This is a genomic window from Vibrio sp. Vb0349 (assembly GCF_033338975.1).
On record NZ_JAWOTS010000001.1, the window covers coordinates 489,304 to 509,407 of the forward strand.

Here is a 20,104-nt window from a genome sequence, read left to right on the forward strand (position 1 = left end):
TCAGGAGGTGCTGTAGAGCACCTCCTTTTTTTCGTCTTTAAATCACACAGTGTAATGATTGCAGCGTTCGCTTACTTGTTTAAGCCTAGTGCAATTTCAAGACCTTTGCCGTACGCTTCGTCCGCTTGGTATGCGTGTTGAACGTGGCGCTGTTGGATGAACTCTGGCACACCGTCCATTGCGCGAGCTGTGTTATCGAACAGAGTTTGACGTTGCTCTTCGCTCATCAGACGGAATAGGTCACCCGCTTGGCTGAAGTAGTCTTCGTCTACACGATGATCGTAGTGATCAGCGTTGCCATTGATGCGTAGAGGTGGCTCAGAGTAATCTGGTTGCTCTGCCCATTCTTGTTTGTAGTTTGGCTCGTAACCCAGTGTTGAACCAAAGTTGCCATCAACGCGCATTGCGCCATCGCGGTGGTAGCTGTGAACAGCGCAACGAGGTGCGTTCACTGGGATTTGATGATGGTTCACACCTAGACGGTAACGCTGAGCATCGCCGTAAGCGAACAGACGACCTTGTAGCATTTTATCTGGAGAGAAGCCGATACCAGGTACGACTGCAGCTGGGTTGAACGCTGATTGCTCAACTTCTGCGTAGAAGTTTTCTGGGTTACGGTTCAGTTCGAACTCACCAACTGGGATCAGTGGGTAATCTTTTTGAGACCATACACGTGTTAGGTCGAATGGGTTGAAGTTGACTTCATCCGCTTCTAGCTCAGGCATGATCTGTACGTACATCTTCCATTTAGGGAAGTCTTGGCGCTCAATCGCTTCGTAAAGGTCACGGTGATGGCTTTCGCGGTCTTTACCTACGATCGCTTCTGCTTCTTGGTCAGTCAGGTTCTTGATGCCTTGCTGAGTTTTGAAGTGGAATTTCACCCAGTAACGCTCGTTTTCTGCGTTGATGAAGCTGAATGTGTGGCTACCAAACCCATGCATATGACGGTAAGAAGCTGGGATACCACGGTCACTCATTACGATAGTCACTTGGTGGAATGCTTCTGGTAGTGATGTCCAGAAATCCCAGTTGTTGGTAGAGCTACGCATGTTAGTGCGAGGGTCGCGTTTTACTGCGTGGTTTAGGTCTGGGAATTTTAGTGGGTCACGTAGGAAGAATACTGGTGTGTTGTTACCAACCAAGTCCCAGTTACCTTCTTCAGTATAGAATTTTAGTGCGAAACCACGGATGTCACGTTCTGCGTCTGCTGCACCGCGCTCACCAGCTACAGTAGTGAAGCGAGCGAATAGTTCTGTTTTTTTGCCGATGTCAGAGAAGATCTTAGCGCGAGTGTATTTTGTGATGTCGTGCGTTACTGTGAACGTACCGTAAGCACCAGAACCTTTTGCGTGCATACGACGCTCAGGGATCACTTCGCGGTCAAAGTGTGCCAATTTTTCAAGGAACCAAACGTCTTGTAATAGTTGAGGGCCACGAGGACCTGCAGTCATAACGTTTTGGTTATGTGCGACAGGGCAGCCTGCTGCTGTAGTCAATTTCTTGTTTGTCATTTTTCTTCCCCCTCCAGGGTTCAATACCTTAGAAACTGTAGAGGAGGTTATTACGGAAAAGCTGGGGGAGAAAACTGATATTGCTTATCAATTCAATAGATGGTGACTATGGTCGAAACTATATTAGAATCAGAAATTTACTACATTAGCTTGATTGACATAACAATCGGCGTTCTCGAAAGCGATTGACTGGGGGGAGCGCTATCCAGTTAGCGTGTCTGCGATGCTAGTAATATCGCCCCTTAAATGAAGTTTTACGTGTCATCAAAGGGGCGAAAGGGGGGAAGTAATTAAGAGTACTTCACTTCAAGTTGTTCAGCTTTTGCAAATGCTGGGTGTGTCGCGAGCTGTTTCCCATAACGTTCAATATTAGGGAAGTGATTAACTAAACCAAACTTTTGAACCAATTCGACAATGAAAGACATCATGATGTCAGCGCCAGTCAGACGCTCTTCTACTAGGTAAGTTTTGCCTTCTAAGGATTGCTCGAAGTAGCCTAGTACATTCATTGCTTCCTTGTCGGCATAGCCTGATAAAAACTGAGTTTCATTTGGCTCTTTGCTTACGAAGATTTTTAGCAGCATAGGTAAAATTGCAGAGCTTTCTGCAAAGTGCATCCATTGCAAATATTCTGTGTGTGCTTTTGTACCACGCTCAGGAGCAAAGGCTCCGTCACTGTATTTCTCAATCAAATATTCGGTCATTGCACCTGACTCAATGATAATCTCGCCGTTATCTTCAAGAACAGGTGACTTTCCTAATGGGTGAACACTTTTTAGTTCTGGCGGTGCCATGAAGGTCACGGAATCACGGACATAGGGTACAATCTCGTAATTTACATCTAGCTCTTCAAGTAACCAAATGATGCGCTTTGAACGAGACTGATTGAGGTGGTGAAGTTTAATCATTTACATATCCCTTTTTATAATGGGTCGTTAATCTGTACTACAAGCTTGCCGAAATTCTTACCTTCCAACAGACCGATGAATGCTTCTGGCGCATTATCCAGTCCTTGTACTAGATGTTCGCGGTATTGGATCTTTCCTTCTGCCAACCATTGATTAATATCTTGCGCAAATTCACCGTAACGATGTCCGTAATCATCAAAAATGATGAAGCCTTGCACCTTGATTCGTTTGGTCAGGAGCTTACCCATTAGTAATGGAAGATGGTCGGTACCTTCAGGCAGCTCTGTCGCGTTGTACTGAGAAATCAAACCACAAAGTGGGATACGCGCATTTGTATTCAGAAGTGGCATTACAGCCTCGAATACTTTGCCACCTACGTTTTCGAAGTAAACATCGATACCTTTGTCACAGGCATTTTTCAGTTGTTCTGCAAAGTCTTCAGCTCTGTGATCAATACACTCATCGAAACCAAGCACCTCTTTAGCGTAACGGCATTTTTCTTCTCCGCCTGCTATACCAACAACTCGGCAACCTTTGATTTTACCAATTTGACCAACTGTTGCGCCTACAGGCCCCGTAGCAGCTGCTACCACGATGGTTTCCCCTGGTTTTGGCTGACCAATGTCGAGTAAACCCATGTACGCGGTAAATCCTGGCATACCTGCAACGCCCAACGCGTAAGAAGGGTTTTGCGGTTCTTTACCAAGTTTAATGACCATCTCACCAGTTGAGATAGCGTAGTCTTGCCAGCCAACAGTGTAGGCAAGAACCCATTCACCCGCTTCGTAATCTGGGTGGTTTGATGTTTCTACCTGACAAACTGTACCACCGACCATTACGTCATCAATTGCAACAGGGTCAGCGTATGATTCGGCATCACTCATGCGACCACGCATGTATGGATCTAGAGATAAATAAACCGTTCTCAATAGCATTTCACCCTCTCTCGGAGTCGGTTTCGTTACCTCTTCTAAACGAAAGTTTTCTTGTGTCGGTGCACCATGGGGACGTGACGCGAGTACGATTCTGCGATTTGTTGCGTTAGTCATATCTATCTCACTTGTTGATTAGACCGGTCGTCTAGTATTTATTTCAAAATATCCCGCTTATTTAAAGCGGGAAGGTTTACTGTGTTAACACTGACGCTTTTTCTGACAGTGAAACGTGTGTAGGGTGTTCATTCTGCTTCCACGCCGCCTGTTATGGACAAGTGCGCGTATTCTGCAGTAAGTGTTGAGTATAGGTCAGACTTTGCGTCAATGCTGCCTGATCTTGATAAAGTTTGTTCAGCAAGCTAGCGCCATTCCAAAGGTAGTATATCTGCCTTGCTAATAACGCACTGTCACCATTGGGGATTGAGCCATCTTGAATGCCGATGTCTATGCAATCCGCTATCGCTTGAATGGTTTTGTCTGCTCCTTGGCGTAATGCCAAGCGCATTGACTCAGAGAGATCGGAGACTTCTGCACTTAACTTGACCAATAAACATTTGTTCGCATTACACACGTCGTCTTCTACTTTGACCATTTCTTCGAAATAGCTCATTAGGCGTTGGTAGCCACTCAATTCAGTATTGGTAAAGCGTGCGTTTAAACGCTCAAAATACTTAGTAAAGTAGTCTTGAATCATCGCTTCACCAAATTGTTCTTTGGACTTGAAGTAATGATAAAACGAGCCTTTTGGCACTGCGGCCTTTTTTAATAGCTCTGAAAGACCAACACTCGTGAACCCTCGGTTTACGATCAACTCGTATCCGACGTCGAGAATATGTTGGCGTGTGTCATTCGTCTTTGCGTTCATGGAGTGTACTATAGAATGAATTAGACCAGTCGTCTAGTATTTGTTGTGGGTTATTTAATCAGCTCATACTCAATAACAAAGAGCGTGTCGGTATTTGGGTAGATTTCTCGAATTAACTGCTTGAGTTTTGGTAGTTCGATGGCTTCTTGTTCTGCATGAAACTCATTAATATCTTCAAAGTGAAGTGGTTCTACAGAGCGTATCTTGATATCGCAGACTTTACGATCCGTTTCTAAGGTAAAAACTTCGACTTCTGTATTGGGAACGTAATGGCTTTCTGATTCATCTCGAATCGTTATCGTCTTTTTGCCTGACGTGATCAACGGGGTTAAGAATTCAAAAAAAGTTATCTTGGTTGGATGAGATGGCATGATGTACTCGTTAGTCTGGTTGTTTGGCGTAATTATATACCCAAATACCCCAGATATTCCTGTTTTACTAGAACGATCGAGCGCGGATGAAGCGAATTAACTTGGCACTAAAGTAACCTGAGATAACGCCTATCCAGTTGGTGCTGAGATCATCAAAACTAAATGATCGATTTGGAATAAAAAGTTGGCTTATTTCTTCCATTGAAACGATAGCTAACAGCAGTAGCAAAAGACGAATCCCAAAAACGTCGGTTTTATTCGGGCTCACCAGAGAAGGGAACGTGAAAACCGATAAAAAGCCGATCAATAAACTGAAAGTAAAGTGAAGCGTACTTGAGCCGCCTAAGTAGGTTTCCATTTGCAGGTAAGCAGTATGGTGTAGGTCAGAGCTTTTCCACAAAGAGAGTGAAGCGGTTAGCGTCAGGACTAAAACAAAACTCGTGCGTGCCAGTATTAAAGCCATAATTAACCTATTGGAAAGAAGCCTAAGTAACGTTTTACAAAATACAGTGCTGCTAAATTCTGGATAGCCATGCCAATTGCCATTGCCCACGCTGCACCAATCACCCCAAACATTTGGCAAAGCGTAACAAGTAGGCAGATAGACACCATACCTGAGGAAATTGTAATGTATTTCATGGTTCTCTCATGACCGCTCATTAATAATAAAAAACCTACTGAACCAGTCGCAACATTGACTAACTGCCCCAGAGAAAGGACGACTAATAGTGGTGCCGCGGCGAGAAACTCCCCACCAAAAAGTTGCATTACAAACTCGGGGAAGAGGGTGCAAATAATTACGGGTACAATCGCTAAACCAACATTGGCTCGGCACGCCAAGCGGCTCAGATTCTGCAGTTTGCGCATTTGGCGCTCTTTGTAGAGAGAGGCAAACATCGGGGCGACCACAAAGTTAATGGTAATCAGCACGAAGCCAATCAGTAGTGATGTGCGTTGGGCTGCGGCTAACAAACCGAGTTCCGCTGTTGAGATAAAAAAGCCCGCAATAACAAGGCTTCCCCACTGAAGAACATTCGTGAAGATACTGCCAACCCAGACTTGCTTGGCAGAAGCGACCATTTTTTTGTTTGGTACGAAAGCCGATGTTTGATATTGATCTGAGCCAAGCCAATTGGCACTAGATATGACCGCGACACCTATGCTCGCTAAAAGCAGTGCGGTCATTAGATTGTTGATATTTTGCTGACCGATATAGTCTAGGGCAAAGACAAAAATGACCATCAACATGCTTACCCCAAGCTGCAACGCAAACAGAGATGATACAACTTTTCTACATGCTTGAAGCACCCGACTGTTGGTTTGCGCAAGCACCAAGAAAGGTATGCAAAGCAAGCATAAAATAATCGCATACATTGGTGATTGAGTCTGGTTTAGCTGCTCTGGAAACAGATTAAACCCTGCCAACAAAACGCCTATGGCGAGCAAGCAAAATGCCATACTTCGATAAAGTGCGGTTTTATAGTTTTGGCTTTGTTCAAGCTTCTCTTTGTTATTAAAAGCGATCGCATTGTAACGAACTAACGAGACATCAAAACCTAGCTGAGAAACGATGGCGAGTAGCGAGACTAGGTTGAATAAAAAGAAGAATTGACCGGCCGTCGAAGCGTCACTGGTCTTCGATACAATCAGAGTCAGTAAAAAAGCAAATAGCGCACTCAACACACGCGTGATTGCGGTTTTTAATCCAGTAGATAACAAGCTTTTTTTACCGCTGGGCATCAACAGTAATTTTTGTTGAACAGTGTGAAACATAGGGGCATTTAACCGTAAAGTTTATTGAGTGCGAGGCGCTGTTTTTCTTCACTGAAGGCATCGTTTAATTCTGCTGTATATTGGCGAAAATCGATCTCTTCATAATGATTGACACAATGCGCGATCTGCTTGGCCATTTCTTCAGGTGTGAGCGCTAAAAACGGGTAGTTGAGATCTTTGGTTGCGCCGATGGTCCGAATAACCATAGGAAGATGTAACTTGGATGCTTCTAGAATGGTTAACGGCATCCCTTCCCATGCTGCAGTATGTAGATAAAGGTCTGAACCCTTGAGCTTTTCAACTACCTCATCGCGAGGCAGCATGCCCGTTACATCCACATTTTCAGTGCGTAATTTCTGTTCGAGTACGTGGTCACCGCCACCTATCCATGTGATCTCTATCGGGCGGTTAAGCGCATACCGATTAAGGAACTGCAATGTGCTGATAAGAAACTGAGGATCTTTTTGAGGCGCGACACGACCAAGTACAACGAGCTTCAGCGCTTCTTGCTTGTTTCGCTCTATACGATCTTCACTTTGATAAGACACGTAGTTGTTGAGCAGTTCGGCACGTTTCGCACCAATGCTAATGGCTAGGTCACACTCTCGTTGGCTACAGCCTGCAACCACATCAATTTTGCTCAGTTTTACTTTCTCTAGTGCTTTATAGATCTGGCGTGCAAGCTCTGAGATATCTTCACGTTCGAAGGCATAACAGTGCGGTGTGTAAACCAAGCGTGCCTTGCCAAGCTTTAGAAATCGGCCGAGAAATCCTGCTTTACTCGAGTGCAAATGCACGACGTCGGGACCAAGTGATGCAATCATGTGGTTTGCATCGCGAATAAATTGAAGCAAGCCGCCTTCTACCCACTTTGTCTGTACGAAAATGTGGTGGTTGTTCTCATTGGTCAAGTCGTTTTCTCGGGCTCTGGCTAGCAAGAAATGCTGATAAGGCTCGTCTCTGGATGAGTGAACATAACTATAGAGGGCGGTTTGAACGCCACCTCCAAATGCTTCTGTAACATGGAGCACTTTCTTCATGATGATTTTGTCCCTGGTGTTTGCATCCATTTGTGTTTAAAAGCATCACGCTCTTGCTCTGAATAAACGTGGCGATACAAGGGAAGATCGTACATATAGAACAGTTTTGAGAAGTCGTAGTGATTCTTAAAGTGTTGGTGGATATTGGAGTACCACTTGTTTTTCGCTTCGTTGCTGTTTTTCAGCACGAAGTCTTGCAACTCAAGAAACTCACCGATTTCTTTATCAAGAGAACTGAGCTGTTCGCATTTGATTAGCATGACGTTGGCCTGATCGTTCTGGAATGTGAAGAAAGGTTGAGTGTTGTCCAGCTCTTGGCGCATCACATCGATATTGAAATTACGCTTTAACTCGTTGTCGAACCAGTCCGCAAAATAGTTGAGATTGATATAGTTATCAAAGCAATGCTCGAGGTGCTGATACGTGACTTCCATATCTCGGTGAATTGCATCGTTCTTTTTGCCTTCGATAAATTGCAAATGGAGATCTTGAAAGAAGCGAGAAAAGACAGTTGCGATTGGATCGCGGACCAGCGTAACGATTTTAATCTGTTCTCGTTTTTGTAAGATACGTTTTCGCTGCTTGAGCACTAAGCGATAGAGTGCGCGGTTTCGGAAGTCGAAGAATTTACTCACGTCTTTTTTATTATGATACATGTGAAATTCTTCGTGATCATCAAAGGTGTGGATGTGATAGCTCGGGATATTTTTCTCCCCTAGCGTGTGCTCAATTGATGAGGAGCCAACTTTGCCCATTTGGTAAACTAAAACAAAATTATCAGCTTGGAGTTCTCGGTTCTTTTCAAATTGTCGAGAGATTGAATACTTCATCTATCCTATCCTTGATTATTCATATTCGTGGTGATGGCTTACCGGAAAAGTATGAGCAATGGCCCGTGAGTCGTTGCTCATGCTGATCATGACGGGTAACAAGAGTATTAAAATTATGGTGGTGTTTACCGCAACGAAAAACACCATGATGAGGGCGTATATCGCAAGTAATAGGCTTTTTCTGTTTTCATTAAGGCTGCGGAAGCAAAAGCGAATAAAAAGAAAATAACCACCAAACAGCAGACCGATACCAAGCAATCCGTATTCAATTGCGGTATCTAACACAAAGTTGTGGGTGTAGATCGCCAGCTCATCATAGTTAAAGTAACTGATCATAAAGTTGGGTAACATTTTCGCGCCGACACCTAACACCGGGTGTTGAAGTAAAATATCTAGCCCATTGGCAAGTAAAAGTTTTCTATGAAGATTCGATACCCAGCGCGCTTCACTTTGGTTGGCAAATAAGACGTCTTCTTGGGTTATTTCCAATGTGTCTGCTAGCGTTTCAAACCCAACGTAGAGTGTGGTTGTGACGGCAGTAAACACAATGAAGCTCAAGGCTAATAAAATTGTCCACGTGTACGTTTCGCTGAGCGATTTTCTCATTAAGTTTTTTACGAGCAGTTGGTCAAAGAAGAAAAGCAGACAAAAACCAAGTAGCGCTTTTCTTTCTTGTGACAACACCAGTAATACTAAAGCTACGAGCATCAAAAGGTGGAAAGCGCGAATTTTATCTCGATAAAGGTACAGTAGCGAGCACAGTACACCGAACCCGTATTTACTTACCCCGAGTAACTTAAACCCGCTTTGATAGCCCTGAGCAAAGTGCCATAAGGCAACGAGCGTACAGATGAAAAACAACAAATACGTGAAATAAACCATTACCCGTTCGTCATCAAACACGCCATAGGCGTACATTAGGCTCAGTAGGCACAAAATCGCTAACCATTGCACAGTTTCTATAACTAGCGGCATTAAAGGGACGCGATTTAGCAGACCATTTATGAACACATACCCAGTGAACAATATGAGGAACCCCATACAGGGATGCATGAGTTTTTCAGCTTTTCCTTCCAATACCACTAATGCAGTAAAACCAATGGACAAAAGGCTTGCGATGTCAGACGGGGCTAGCGCTATTCCTCCAGCACGAAACTTCATAGGAATAAAGAACAATGCTAATAGGCATGCTGCAAGCAATGAGGCGCGATGGCTCGATGGCGCGGAATTATTTGTTGGCGCAAAGCTGCTGGTAGATTCCATAGTAACCTTCACGAAATTTATCGATGGTGTAGAGAGAGGCCCTATTGACTGAGTATTGACTTGCAGCGTCATACCGCTCAACACTTTCACACAGCTGGAGCACTTTTTGGCTCAGTTCAGTGACGTTACCAACTTGAAATAAATATTCGGCACGTCCGGTGACGTCATCCAAACCAGGTACGTCCGACGATAGTACGGGTAAGCCTGCTGCCATCGCCTCAACCGCCGCCAAACCAAAGCCTTCGACGTGCGACGATTGCACGTAAATATCCATGTCGTTCAAAAAGGCTGGAACGTCAGAAACTACGCCATGAAAGTGAACACGTTGCGCGACGTTGATTTTTGTTGCCAATGCTTGCAGTGACGATTTTTTTTCTCCATCTCCCGCAAGGTGGAGTTCGTATCGTCTTGGTAAATGGATAAGTGCTTGGATAAGCGTTTCATGATCTTTATGTTGGTGAAGTCGGCCCACCATTCCAATCTTGATAACTGGTTTGTCGATTAGGTGGCTGGCGCATCTTGGCGTCATAGAAAACCGTTTTAAATCAACGCCATTGTGCACCACGTGATATTTGTGTTGGTAACGAGGCATGAACTTCACCAGTTCATCTTGTACTTTTTCACTAATACTGACCGTCAAGTCGTGGCCCCAATACAAGACGTATTCCATGAACTTAAACAGCGGATAGTCACGTCGACGGTTATAAGAACAGTGCTCAGTTTGGATTCGTTTTTTACCTACCGCCAATAGCGCTAGGTAAATGGAAGGGTAGAGGTGCCCGTGAACGACATCCGGCCAACGCAGCAAAGAGAATTTCTCACTCAATGACAAAGTGCGCCAGTTAAAACACTCTATCCCTTGGGCGGATAGCATTGGTAAGTAATCATTTTCATCACACAAGACCAAAATTTTGATTTCGTATTCAGGCTTATGTTCTAAAACAAGGTCGACTAAGAACTTCTGAGCACCGCCGTTCTGAGAAAGATCATTAATAATATGTAGAATCTTGGTTTTCATGATTAATTGGTCAGATATTGCTGTTTAAGGTCGGTGATTTCTGCATTTGAGAAAAAGTGCTTCGTCAATTTAGAATTCAGCATTTCTTCAACGTACTCGGGTGTAGGTTGAAATTGCGTTTTGAATTCTTTCATTAGTGGCGAGTACCATTTGTTGTCTGATTGATTTTCATAAACAACATCCACGGGGTAACCTAAAAAGTCTTCAACTGCGGAGTTAGCCTTCGTTAGCTTGTCACTTCGAATGACCAACAGTGAGAAGTTATTGTTATGGTATGTTTGATAGCCTACTTCGTGATTAAAAGACTCGTTAAACACATCAATCCCTGTTAGTTGTTTGATCTCGTTGTCAAACCACTGCAGCGCATATTGATGATTCATGTGCTTATCAAATGCTTCTTGGAGTAATTGCGGTCGTTCGGTACGTATTGCGCTGTCATCCTTTAGATATTTGTCCGCCATCCAAAAAGGAAGTGCTTGAAAGAACATTGAGACATTTCGTCCGATCGGTTCACGCACCAGCGAGATAATTCGAACTTTTTTCTTGCGCTTTAACATATGGCTCATCGTTATACGCTTTAGTCGTCGCTTTAACGCATTGATCTGAGGCTTATGCAATTGCGCTCTAACGGGGGATATTTGTTTTTGCGCATCGACGGTCATAAGGTCGTGCAAGTGAATCGAGTTAGGAATGGAATGCTCTAATGCACTCGAACCTACTTTGCCCATTTGATAGATCAATACCGGCTGTTCTTGGCTTTTCAACGTTTGGTACCAAGATAGGTTTACGTTAGTAGGCGTATTTCTGGACATAAAGCGTCTCTCCTTCCTTGGCCTTGGCTTGTGTGATTAAGACGCCAAGAGATGGAACTGAGTGTTGTATTTGTTTAGATAACGCAAGGTTAACCAGTGATGATTTTGTTGATTCTGAGCGAATGACGGTGATCAGACCATTGGCATACTGACCAAGAATAAGTGCGTCACTCACTGACAGTAGGGGTGGTGTATCGATAATGATCCGGTCATACTTATTTTGAAAATGTTCGAGCAACTTTTTAAAGCGATCAGAAGCCAGTAATTCCTGTGGGTTTGGCGGAATTAGGCCGGCCGGTAATACATCTAAGTTGGCTTCTTTTATATGTGTAACACAATCTTTGATTGGCGTATCCATAGTCAGGATATGCGTTAAGCCAGGGCTTGATTCAGCAATACCGAATCGCTTTGCTATGGAAGGTCGACGTAAATCGCAGTCGATGATCAACACCTTTTCCATTTTTGAAAACGACACCGCCATATTGATACTGGTCGATGTTTTTCCTTCTTCTGGAATAGCAGAGGTAAAGGGCAATATCTTTTGCTTCGTGTTGGTTAATCTGAGCAGAAGCGAGGTTCTGACGGAGCGGCAAGCTTCACTAAATAGCTTTTCTTCATCATCTAGATACGCGGTATAACTGACGCCGTTTTTACGCAAATTGCGTTTTTTGACCATAGGAATCACACCTAAACACGTAACACCAAGTTTTTCCTGCACATCGGCTGTGCTTCGGATAACTTCTCGCATCGTTTCTAAGATGATGACTAGAGCGCAAGCAATGGCAAAGCCAAAAAAGGTGGCAATCAGTACCAGTTTGATTCGTTGTGGTGCCACCGGGAATAGAGGAATGATGGCTTTATCAGTAAAGCGAGCCGTGACATTCTTGTAGTCGCTGGTGGCGTTGGTCTCTTTCTCACGATTTAAGAACGCTTCATAGAGTGCCTTATTCGATTCAACCTCGCGTTTTAACTGTTCGTAACGCGCTTTTTGTGACCCTAACGATTGGAAGTCTGACTTTTTGTTATCGAGTTCTGCTCGAAGCATGTCCTCTTGCGCTTTTGCAGCAAGAAGGTCTTGTTGCTTACTGAAAGAAATGTCACGGATGAGTTGCTGGGTTCTTGATTGAATTTCAGCAAGCTGTGCTTTCGCCTGAATCATTCGATCATGTTTAGGTCCGTAGCGCTGTGCCAGTTCAGAGAGATTTTTGGCTGCCTGTGCTTCCGACAATTTTAGATCGCGGATTTGCGCTTGATTAGCGAATTCATCAATTGACAACAAGCTGTCTAAACTTTGCGAAGATTTACGTCGTAACAGTTGGATTAACGTCTGCGCTTCAATACGCTTATTAACAGCGATATTCAGCTTGCGAGTGAGTTCTTCTAGCTCATTTGCGTAAATTTCATCAATACCGTTTATATCGATCAACCCTTCTTTTAACAAGAATTCTTGCAGCGCTTGCTCCGAGTTACGTAATCGCTCCTCCAATTTTTGAGAGTTATTTGTCAACCAAGTAGCCGCATTTTGTGTAACGACCAATTTGGCTTCAAAATTTGCGTCAATATAGGCTTGGCCGACCGCGTTGGCGATTGTCGTCGCAAGCTTAGGATCGGTAGAACGAAAGCGAATTCTGACTAATTGGGTGTTACGTACTGGCTCAATATCGAGTTTACTTCTGAAAGCTTGAAGTGCCTGATAATAGGACTCTGAAAACTGGGCGGTTTCTTTTGGGCTTGGTGCCACATTCAGTAGGTCTTGAACAAAAGGAATCGACTTTATTTGGTCGATTTTTTTATTTAACCCCCCTGAGCTTGTGAATTCAGGTAATTGGGTGAGGTTCAGCTCTCTAATGACCTTATCTGCAATATGATTCGATTTTAAAATGGCGATTTGCGTTTGAAAGTACTCTTTTTTTGTCGTGTCGACGCCATATACTTCTTCGATTGAAAGGGCGCTTTTTTGCTCCTCTTGGATGAGTAGCGTAGCTGTAGCTTGGTATATCGATGCTTTGGAGTAGATATACCAAGTACAAGTTAATGAGAACAGAAGCGTGAATGCTGCGATGCTTAGCCAATTCTTTTTAATCGCTTTGAAGTGATGGCCAAAACGAATCAGTTCTACTTTGTTCATCTGGAGATTATTTGGATGAGTCCCGTTCATTTGATTCCCTGTCACTTAAAAGAAGCTCTGGTCAATAAATACAATGTCACCAGGTTCAACGTTGCGGTGCATACTGACTCCTTCCATCGTTTGACCCGTTTTATGCTTGGTGAGGTTAATGCCTTTGCGTGAGGCTCTGTCGGTCAAGCCACCTGCTAGAGCGATGGCCTTCTCTATGGTTAACCCTGGACGGTACTCAAATCCACCAGGTTTCCTGACTTCGCCATTAACGTAAAACAGACGAAAGTTATTGATGGTGACCATCACTTTTGGATTGATGAGATAATCGCCTTTTAAGCCCGTTTCTATTTCGTACTTGAGTTGTTTTGGTGTTTTTTTGATTGCTTTGATTCGGCCAAGGTAGGGGTAATCAAAATAGCCATCTGACGTTATTAGAATATTTTTAATCGTAAGATCTTCTTCACCATAGACCTGCACGGAAATGGTATCGCCAGTATCGAGTAAGTAATCTTCCTCGTTTGAGTCAGCGTTGACCAAAGTGCTAAATAGCAACAACGCTACACTCATGAATTTGATGAATGCCTTCATTAATAATCCTTTTTACAGAGAAAACTGTGCGCTTAAAGTCCAAATGTTTTGTTCGAAGCTATAACCCGATCGGCTAGAGTTTTTATCTTGGTATTGCCAATCGGCTTGCAGCTGTATCCAACGTTTGATCTGATAATCGATACCAAAAGATAGAGTGTACCGATCGTCGTTTCTGGAGATTCCCGTGTAATCATCTTGTTGATAAACAGCACCTAAGCGAGTTGCAAGGTAACTATTCCAATCGTGCTTCAGGTTCAGTCGGTAACGAGTTTGTAGGTTGTAATCGCCATCTTGATCGGGGTTAACCGCCGCTTGAGTGGTTTTCACGCTGACTAGAGTTTGTTCTTGAGGCAACCATTCAAAGCCGATATCCCAACTAAAGCCTTTAAATGTCTCTCGTTGAGCGCTGTCAAAATCTTTGATTTGATAACCGATTCGAGCGATGCCTTTGGTTTTTCCTGTGACTTCCCATTCGGCACCGGTGTAATAGAAACTGGTGTTGTTATCTTTCGATGGCTGCGCAGAATTTCGGTGCTGATACTCGGTTACGATTTGGTTTGTTCCGACTAACCAATAGGTTCTTGGCGTCGCTCTTAAATAGAACTCCAAATGTGCATTGGGAGCTCGAAAATCGTTGTATTTAGTTTTAGCGTTTGGGCGACCAGGCAAGCCGTCACGATAGTTTTGATAGGTTTTATCACTATAGCCTAAACCGAATTCGAGTCTGCCTTTGGCACCGTTAGATCCAAAGACATAATTGGTTTTTACATCGTTACGGTTGAACTCTATTGGTGAGTCGATTGCGCTACCATTACCTTCGGTAATATCTTCTCCTCGAACTTCATGCTGGGCGCGAAAACGGTAATCAACCACTAAACGATGACGATGATTAAATTCGAAAAAGTTGGAAAACTGAAAAGTGTGGTCGTCGAAGTCGTTGCGATCGTCAGATGAAAAGCCCGCTTTTAACTTATATAAAATATCTGCGCGATAGCGATTCCGTTCTATACGTGCTAGTAAGCTTGGTTCTATACCCCAAATATTGACCGATTCTACATTGCCGGATTTTTCCGCTTTATTGATGTTGTCATCTCCCTCGTAGAAAGTTTTTACGAGGGGAATCAACTCTAAACCAGACTCGGTTTGGTAAGCCATCGGTTCTGCGAGCAAGTCAGTAGAAAACAGACTCAATGCTATTGCCATTGTCAGTTTCTTCATAATCTTAACCTTAGTAAGCGTTAGCACCAGTGAAGCCTTTGAAAACGGTCATAAAGATGATTTTGATGTCCATCCAAACCGACCAGTGGTGGATGTAATCCAAATCAAACTCGACTCTCTTTTCCATTTTTTCTAAGGTGTCGGTTTCGCCGCGATAACCATTAATCTGCGCCCAGCCAGTAATGCCTGGTTTTACTTTGTGACGTAGCATGTAGCGATCCACGATCTGACGGTATTCTTCATTGTGTGCCACGGCATGAGGGCGTGGGCCGACAATAGACATGGTCCCTTGCAGTACATTGATAAACTGAGGTAGTTCGTCCAAAGAAGTGCGACGCAGAAATCCGCCAAAAGGCGTAATACGAGGATCGTTCTTTGTCGCCTGTTTCACGTTGGAACCTTGATCCATGGTTGTCATTGAACGGAACTTCCAGACTTCAATCTTGCGTCCATCAAGACCGTAACGATGTTGTTTAAAGATGACAGGGCCTTTAGAAGTTGCCTTAATGCCAATCGCAATGACGAATAGAATAGGGGCGATTAAGACCAAAATAATGCTCGAAAACAAGATGTCTTCAAACCGTTTTACCCAAGAAGAAATTCCAGCAAAAGGTGTATCAAAGACACTTAGTGTTTGAACTTGGCCGATCTGCGCCCAACGAGAATGTAAAAGGTTATAAGTGAAGAAGTCGGGAATCAGATACGTATTTGCGGTGGTATCTGAGAATTGGTTAAGAAGTGACGCAATGCGCTCTTTTGCGTGCATTGGCATCGCGATATAGACGTAATCTACTTCCCCTTTTTTAGCTCGCTCAAGGGCGTGGTCAACAGCTCCTTTAATAGGATAATCAGAATTTGGCAATCTGTCGGAAGATCGTTCGTCGTAAAAGCCATCAAAAAGCACGCCGTGTTCTGTGTGGTTTTGAATTTCGTTAGCTAGGGTAATGCCGTGAGGAGTTTGGCCGATGATGATTGCAGTGCGAGTGTTGAATCCTTTTTTTCTCAAATAGGCCAATCCGGTACGGAATGTTACTCGCCATGCCAAAAGCAGAGCGGGCGTAATCGCAAACCACAGCGCTAAAATTGTGTTATCAAATAAGGTATGGACTTCAGAAAAATACAGCACAACAAAGATAAGTGCAGAAGTCACCGCCCAAGCAACACAGACAATAAACATCTGCTCTTTAAACGAACTGGTTCGCCAAGAGCGATACAGATTGCCGCTTTCTGCCATAAATAGAAAGGAGATGCCTCCAACGAAAGCCAATATGACGTAATCTTTCCCCATCGCAGTATTCATGTCTTTGAACACTAAAAGCAGCATAAAAGAGACGATGACAGCAAGATCTGAGATGCGATATAAAAAAGCGAACTCCATCTCATGAGAGCGGATAAGTCCTTTTTGTTTCATGACTCAGTTTCCCTTCTGACACGCTACCGCCCTTGGGTGTCTTCCCCAATTGCCGTGTCGTGAACGTTATTAGTAGTTAGTGCACAGAGCACTCTGTGGAATGCTGCTGAGTTTTTTGTCACGTGTAATTTCGTTGATAAGTGTAAAAATTTGCTTTGTTGAGGTAAGTGGAAATAAGAATGATATTTAGCCCTTTGGCTAAGTTTGGCGGGTTAGGAAAAAGCTGGTACTTACTTATGAGGAATGAGGAAAAGTATTAAAAATGAAGTATCAGTACAAAGACAATGGTTTATGTGAGGGTAGAAGAAACGGGTGATTTGATTCGTTCACGATTAATGATTTAGTATCGAATTGCTGATATTTATTAAAATAAAAAAATCCCTCTCACTTGAGAGGGATTTTTGAGTAAGGACGAATGAACTATTCGACTTCTACGCCGTTTTCTTTGTATAGGCGGCGGCATGCGCGACCATCACTGTGGAACAGGTGACAACGATGAGCTGGAATACCGATCTCGATTTTATCGCCAGTGTCGACTGCAAGCGTGTCCGGCTGACGGAAAATAACGTCGGCGTCCGCGCCTTCTAGATTTAGGTATACTTGAGTTTCGTTACCTAGCTTCTCAACAATCATCACTTCACCGTGAATACTTGCATCAGCTTCAGAAGCGGATAATAGGTGCTCAGGGCGAATGCCTAAAGACATTCGGTCGCCGCGGTTAACTGTTGTACCATCCACCGGAATCCAGAAAGATACGCCGTTAGATAGTTGAACTTTGACGCGCTCTGCTTCTACTTCATCAATGAACACGCTCATGAAGTTCATTTTCGGAGAACCGATAAAGCCAGCTACAAAGCGGTTTTGTGGGTAATGGTAAAGTTCAAGCGGCTTACCAACTTGCGATACATAACCGCCGTCTAGTACAACGATTTTATCTGCCATTGTCATCGCTTCTACCTGATCGTGCGTTACGTAGATCATGGTACAACCAAGTTGGCGTTGTAGCTTAGTAATTTGTGCACGCATGTTTACACGCAGTGCCGCATCCAAGTTTGATAGTGGCTCGTCTAGAAGGAATACATTTGGCTGCGATACTAATGTTCGGCCAATCGCCACACGTTGACGCTGTCCACCAGAAAGTGCTTTTGGTTGGCGCTCAAGCAAGTGGCCTAGTTGTAGGATTTCTGCTGCTTGTTCAACACGCTTGTCGATTTCTGCTTTGTCTGCTTTTGCTAGTTTCAAGCCAAATGACATGTTGTCATATAAGTTAAGGTGCGGGTAAAGAGCGTAAGACTGGAATACCATACCAACACCACGTTTGGATGGTTCGACGTCATTCATGCGCTGGTCACCAATATACAAATCACCTGAAGTAATGTCTTCAAGACCGGCAATACAACGTAAAAGGGTAGATTTACCACAACCTGATGGACCTACGAAAACAACAAATTCACCTTCGTTGATTGTTAGGTCTACGTTCTTAGAAATCAGTACGTCGCCATACGCTTTACAAACATTTTTTAACGTGACACTCGCCATGTAGCTCGTCCTCGATCAATTTTTTATTATTCACCGCTCATCATTATATGAATTATCTAGCGAGCAGTAACAGTAGGAATCGGTAAGTTCTTGCGGTTGGTAAGAAAAGTAGGGTAGCACTTCAATAAAATGTCCTGAATAGAAGTGCTACCCATCATAGCCAAGTACGAGTTTCTCTCCCCCACATTATTCGTATTGTCTCCCCCGTGAAATAATTACCACAAACAACACTAATAATGACATTCCACTCGTCTGGCAATGCAAAACCAGCAAATCTTTTTCCTAATACGTAGGCACTGCTGGGAAAGGGTTCTTACCATCCACTCTTGGATGACTGCAGTTTCTAAGATTGTTCGTAGTGCGACATCCTCCTAATAGAAATAATTGTAGGGGGAGTAGAAAGGGAGGAGTAAAAAAGGAGGAGGAAGAAAGCAGTTGGTCGGAAATCACATTATTGCACCACCTAAAGTTGAAACCGATCACAGGAACTATCCATTTTGTGATTTGAGTCTCTTACCCTTGGCGATTTAGATCACGAAAATACGTCATAATTGTAAGGGCGTAGGGATTAGGAGGATGAGACATATTGGATTATTTCAGATGATATATGTCGAAATACGGCTGAACCTCAATGGACTAGCCCTACATCAAAAATATAAAAAGGATACGAACATGAAAAAGTTAAGCGCTGTAGCACTAGGTACTCTTGTTGCTTTGGGTTCTTTTGGTGCTAATGCTGCCATCGAAGAAGGACAACTTACTATCTGGATCAACGGTGATAAAGGCTACAACGGCCTTGCTGAAGTTGGTAAGAAATTTGAAGAAGACACAGGCATTAAAGTGACTGTGGCTCACCCAGATGGCCTTCAAGACAAATTCCCTCAAACTGCAGCGACTGGCGACGGTCCTGATATCGTATTCTGGGCTCACGACCGTTTCGGTGGTTACGCAGAAGCTGGCCTGCTAGCAGAAATTAAACCTTCTAAGAATATTCAAGAAGGTATCGTTGATTTCGCTTGGGATGCAGTACGTTACGACGGCAAATTGATCGGCTATCCAGTTGCGGTTGAGTCTCTATCTCTAATCTACAACAAAGACCTAGTTCCAAACCCACCAAAGTCTTGGGAAGAGGTTGCAGCATTAGATGCAAAACTTAAAAAAGACGGCAAGTCTGCAATCATGTGGAACCTAAAAGAACCGTACTTCACTTGGCCATTAATGGCGGCTGATGGCGGCTACGCGTTCAAATACACTTCTGAAGGTTACGATGTTAAAGACGCTGGTATCGCGAAAGAAGGCGTTAAAGACGCAATGAGCTTCGTAAAAGGCTTAGTTGATAAAGGCGTAATCTCTGCGGATATGGATTACTCCGTGTCTGAGTCTGCGTTCAACCAAGGCAAAACAGCGATGACGATTAACGGTCCATGGTCTTGGGGCAACATTGAGAAGTCTGGCGTTAACTACGGCGTGACTACGCTACCTAAGTTCCAAGGTCAATCTTCTAAGCCATTCGTTGGTGTTCTAACGGCTGGTATCAGCACTGCGTCTCCAAACAAAGACCTAGCAGTTGAGTTCATTGAGAACTACCTACTAACAAACGATGGCCTACGTATGGTTAACAACGATAAGCCTCTAGGTGCGGTAGCACTTAACTCGTTCCAACGTGAGCTTGATTCAGATACTCGTATCGCAGCAACAATGGACAATGCGATGAACGGCGAAATCATGCCAAATATCCCTCAAATGAACGCATTCTGGGGTGCGGCTAAGAACGCAATCATCAACGTAGTTGACGGTCGTCAAACTGTCGATGCAGCTCTTGCAGATGCAGAAAAACAAATGACTAAATAATTAAGTAAGACCTTTTTAAGGAGGAGGCAACTCCTCCTTACTTTTCTATATT

The 20,104-nt window shown here is 43.7% G+C and carries 18 protein-coding genes; 1 reads left to right on the forward strand and 17 read right to left on the reverse strand.

Going from position 1 to position 20,104, the window contains the following annotated elements; all coding sequences use genetic code 11:
• Positions 1–71: 71 nt before the first annotated feature.
• The 17 genes from R7Q47_RS02205 to malK form a co-directional block, all read right to left on the reverse strand.
• Positions 72–1,511 carry a catalase gene (locus tag R7Q47_RS02205; protein ID WP_248486182.1) on the reverse strand — a complete coding sequence of 480 codons (1,440 nt, stop codon included), beginning with the start codon at positions 1,509–1,511 and terminating at the stop codon, positions 72–74.
• 290 nt (positions 1,512–1,801) lie between these two features.
• Complete coding sequence (locus R7Q47_RS02210; protein ID WP_005375238.1) at positions 1,802–2,419, reverse strand: glutathione S-transferase family protein; 618 nt, start codon at positions 2,417–2,419, stop codon at positions 1,802–1,804.
• 14 nt (positions 2,420–2,433) lie between these two features.
• Positions 2,434–3,468 carry an NADP-dependent oxidoreductase gene (locus R7Q47_RS02215; protein WP_213873852.1) on the reverse strand — a complete coding sequence of 345 codons (1,035 nt, stop codon included), beginning with the start codon at positions 3,466–3,468 and terminating at the stop codon, positions 2,434–2,436.
• Positions 3,469–3,619: 151 nt separating this feature from the next.
• Positions 3,620–4,219 carry a TetR/AcrR family transcriptional regulator gene (locus R7Q47_RS02220; protein ID WP_005385858.1) on the reverse strand — a complete coding sequence of 200 codons (600 nt, stop codon included), beginning with the start codon at positions 4,217–4,219 and terminating at the stop codon, positions 3,620–3,622.
• 50 nt (positions 4,220–4,269) lie between these two features.
• Entirely contained in the window at positions 4,270–4,590 is a 321-nt protein-coding gene (yqfB, locus tag R7Q47_RS02225; RefSeq protein WP_005385855.1) for a N(4)-acetylcytidine aminohydrolase, read from the reverse strand.
• Between the two features lie 67 nt (positions 4,591–4,657).
• On the reverse strand, positions 4,658–5,053 hold the full coding sequence (locus R7Q47_RS02230) for a VanZ family protein (protein ID WP_171345494.1): 396 nt from the start codon (positions 5,051–5,053) through the stop codon (positions 4,658–4,660).
• 2 nt (positions 5,054–5,055) lie between these two features.
• Positions 5,056–6,363 carry an oligosaccharide flippase family protein gene (locus R7Q47_RS02235; RefSeq protein WP_017635291.1) on the reverse strand — a complete coding sequence of 436 codons (1,308 nt, stop codon included), beginning with the start codon at positions 6,361–6,363 and terminating at the stop codon, positions 5,056–5,058.
• Positions 6,364–6,371: 8 nt separating this feature from the next.
• Positions 6,372–7,403, reverse strand: a complete 1,032-nt coding sequence (locus R7Q47_RS02240) for a glycosyltransferase family 4 protein (protein ID WP_017821257.1) — start codon at positions 7,401–7,403, stop codon at positions 6,372–6,374.
• Positions 7,400–8,233, reverse strand: coding sequence for a putative capsular polysaccharide synthesis family protein (locus tag R7Q47_RS02245; RefSeq protein ID WP_005375258.1), 834 nt, complete (start codon positions 8,231–8,233; stop codon positions 7,400–7,402). Before R7Q47_RS02245 ends, R7Q47_RS02240 begins: the two co-directional genes overlap by 4 nt.
• A 15-nt stretch (positions 8,234–8,248) precedes the next feature.
• The gene (locus tag R7Q47_RS02250) at positions 8,249–9,496 is read right to left on the reverse strand and encodes an O-antigen ligase family protein (RefSeq protein WP_248486184.1); all 1,248 of its coding nucleotides are present in this window, start codon (positions 9,494–9,496) and stop codon (positions 8,249–8,251) included.
• On the reverse strand, positions 9,462–10,514 hold the full coding sequence (locus tag R7Q47_RS02255; protein WP_005385849.1) for a glycosyltransferase: 1,053 nt from the start codon (positions 10,512–10,514) through the stop codon (positions 9,462–9,464). Before R7Q47_RS02255 ends, R7Q47_RS02250 begins: the two co-directional genes overlap by 35 nt.
• 2 nt (positions 10,515–10,516) lie before the next feature.
• Complete coding sequence (locus tag R7Q47_RS02260; RefSeq protein WP_005375261.1) at positions 10,517–11,326, reverse strand: putative capsular polysaccharide synthesis family protein; 810 nt, start codon at positions 11,324–11,326, stop codon at positions 10,517–10,519.
• On the reverse strand, positions 11,304–13,484 hold the full coding sequence (locus tag R7Q47_RS02265) for a GumC family protein (RefSeq protein WP_171342490.1): 2,181 nt from the start codon (positions 13,482–13,484) through the stop codon (positions 11,304–11,306). The genes R7Q47_RS02260 and R7Q47_RS02265 overlap by 23 nt, the downstream gene beginning before the upstream one ends.
• Positions 13,485–13,499: 15 nt before the next feature.
• Positions 13,500–14,033, reverse strand: a complete 534-nt coding sequence (locus tag R7Q47_RS02270; protein WP_005375265.1) for a polysaccharide biosynthesis/export family protein — start codon at positions 14,031–14,033, stop codon at positions 13,500–13,502.
• A 12-nt stretch (positions 14,034–14,045) separates the two neighbouring features.
• Positions 14,046–15,251: an outer membrane beta-barrel protein gene (locus tag R7Q47_RS02275; protein ID WP_248486186.1), complete on the reverse strand. Its 1,206-nt coding sequence runs from the start codon at positions 15,249–15,251 to the stop codon at positions 14,046–14,048.
• A gap of 10 nt (positions 15,252–15,261) precedes the next feature.
• Positions 15,262–16,662, reverse strand: a complete 1,401-nt coding sequence (locus R7Q47_RS02280) for an undecaprenyl-phosphate glucose phosphotransferase (protein ID WP_042521578.1) — start codon at positions 16,660–16,662, stop codon at positions 15,262–15,264.
• Positions 16,663–17,082: 420 nt separating this feature from the next.
• On the reverse strand, positions 17,083–18,201 hold the full coding sequence (malK, locus tag R7Q47_RS02285; RefSeq protein ID WP_005375271.1) for a maltose/maltodextrin ABC transporter ATP-binding protein MalK: 1,119 nt from the start codon (positions 18,199–18,201) through the stop codon (positions 17,083–17,085).
• A gap of 672 nt (positions 18,202–18,873) precedes the next feature.
• On the opposite strand from malK, the gene malE reads away from it, so the two are divergent.
• On the forward strand, positions 18,874–20,052 hold the full coding sequence (gene malE, locus R7Q47_RS02290) for a maltose/maltodextrin ABC transporter substrate-binding protein MalE (protein WP_005375272.1): 1,179 nt from the start codon (positions 18,874–18,876) through the stop codon (positions 20,050–20,052).
• Positions 20,053–20,104: the final 52 nt, after the last annotated feature.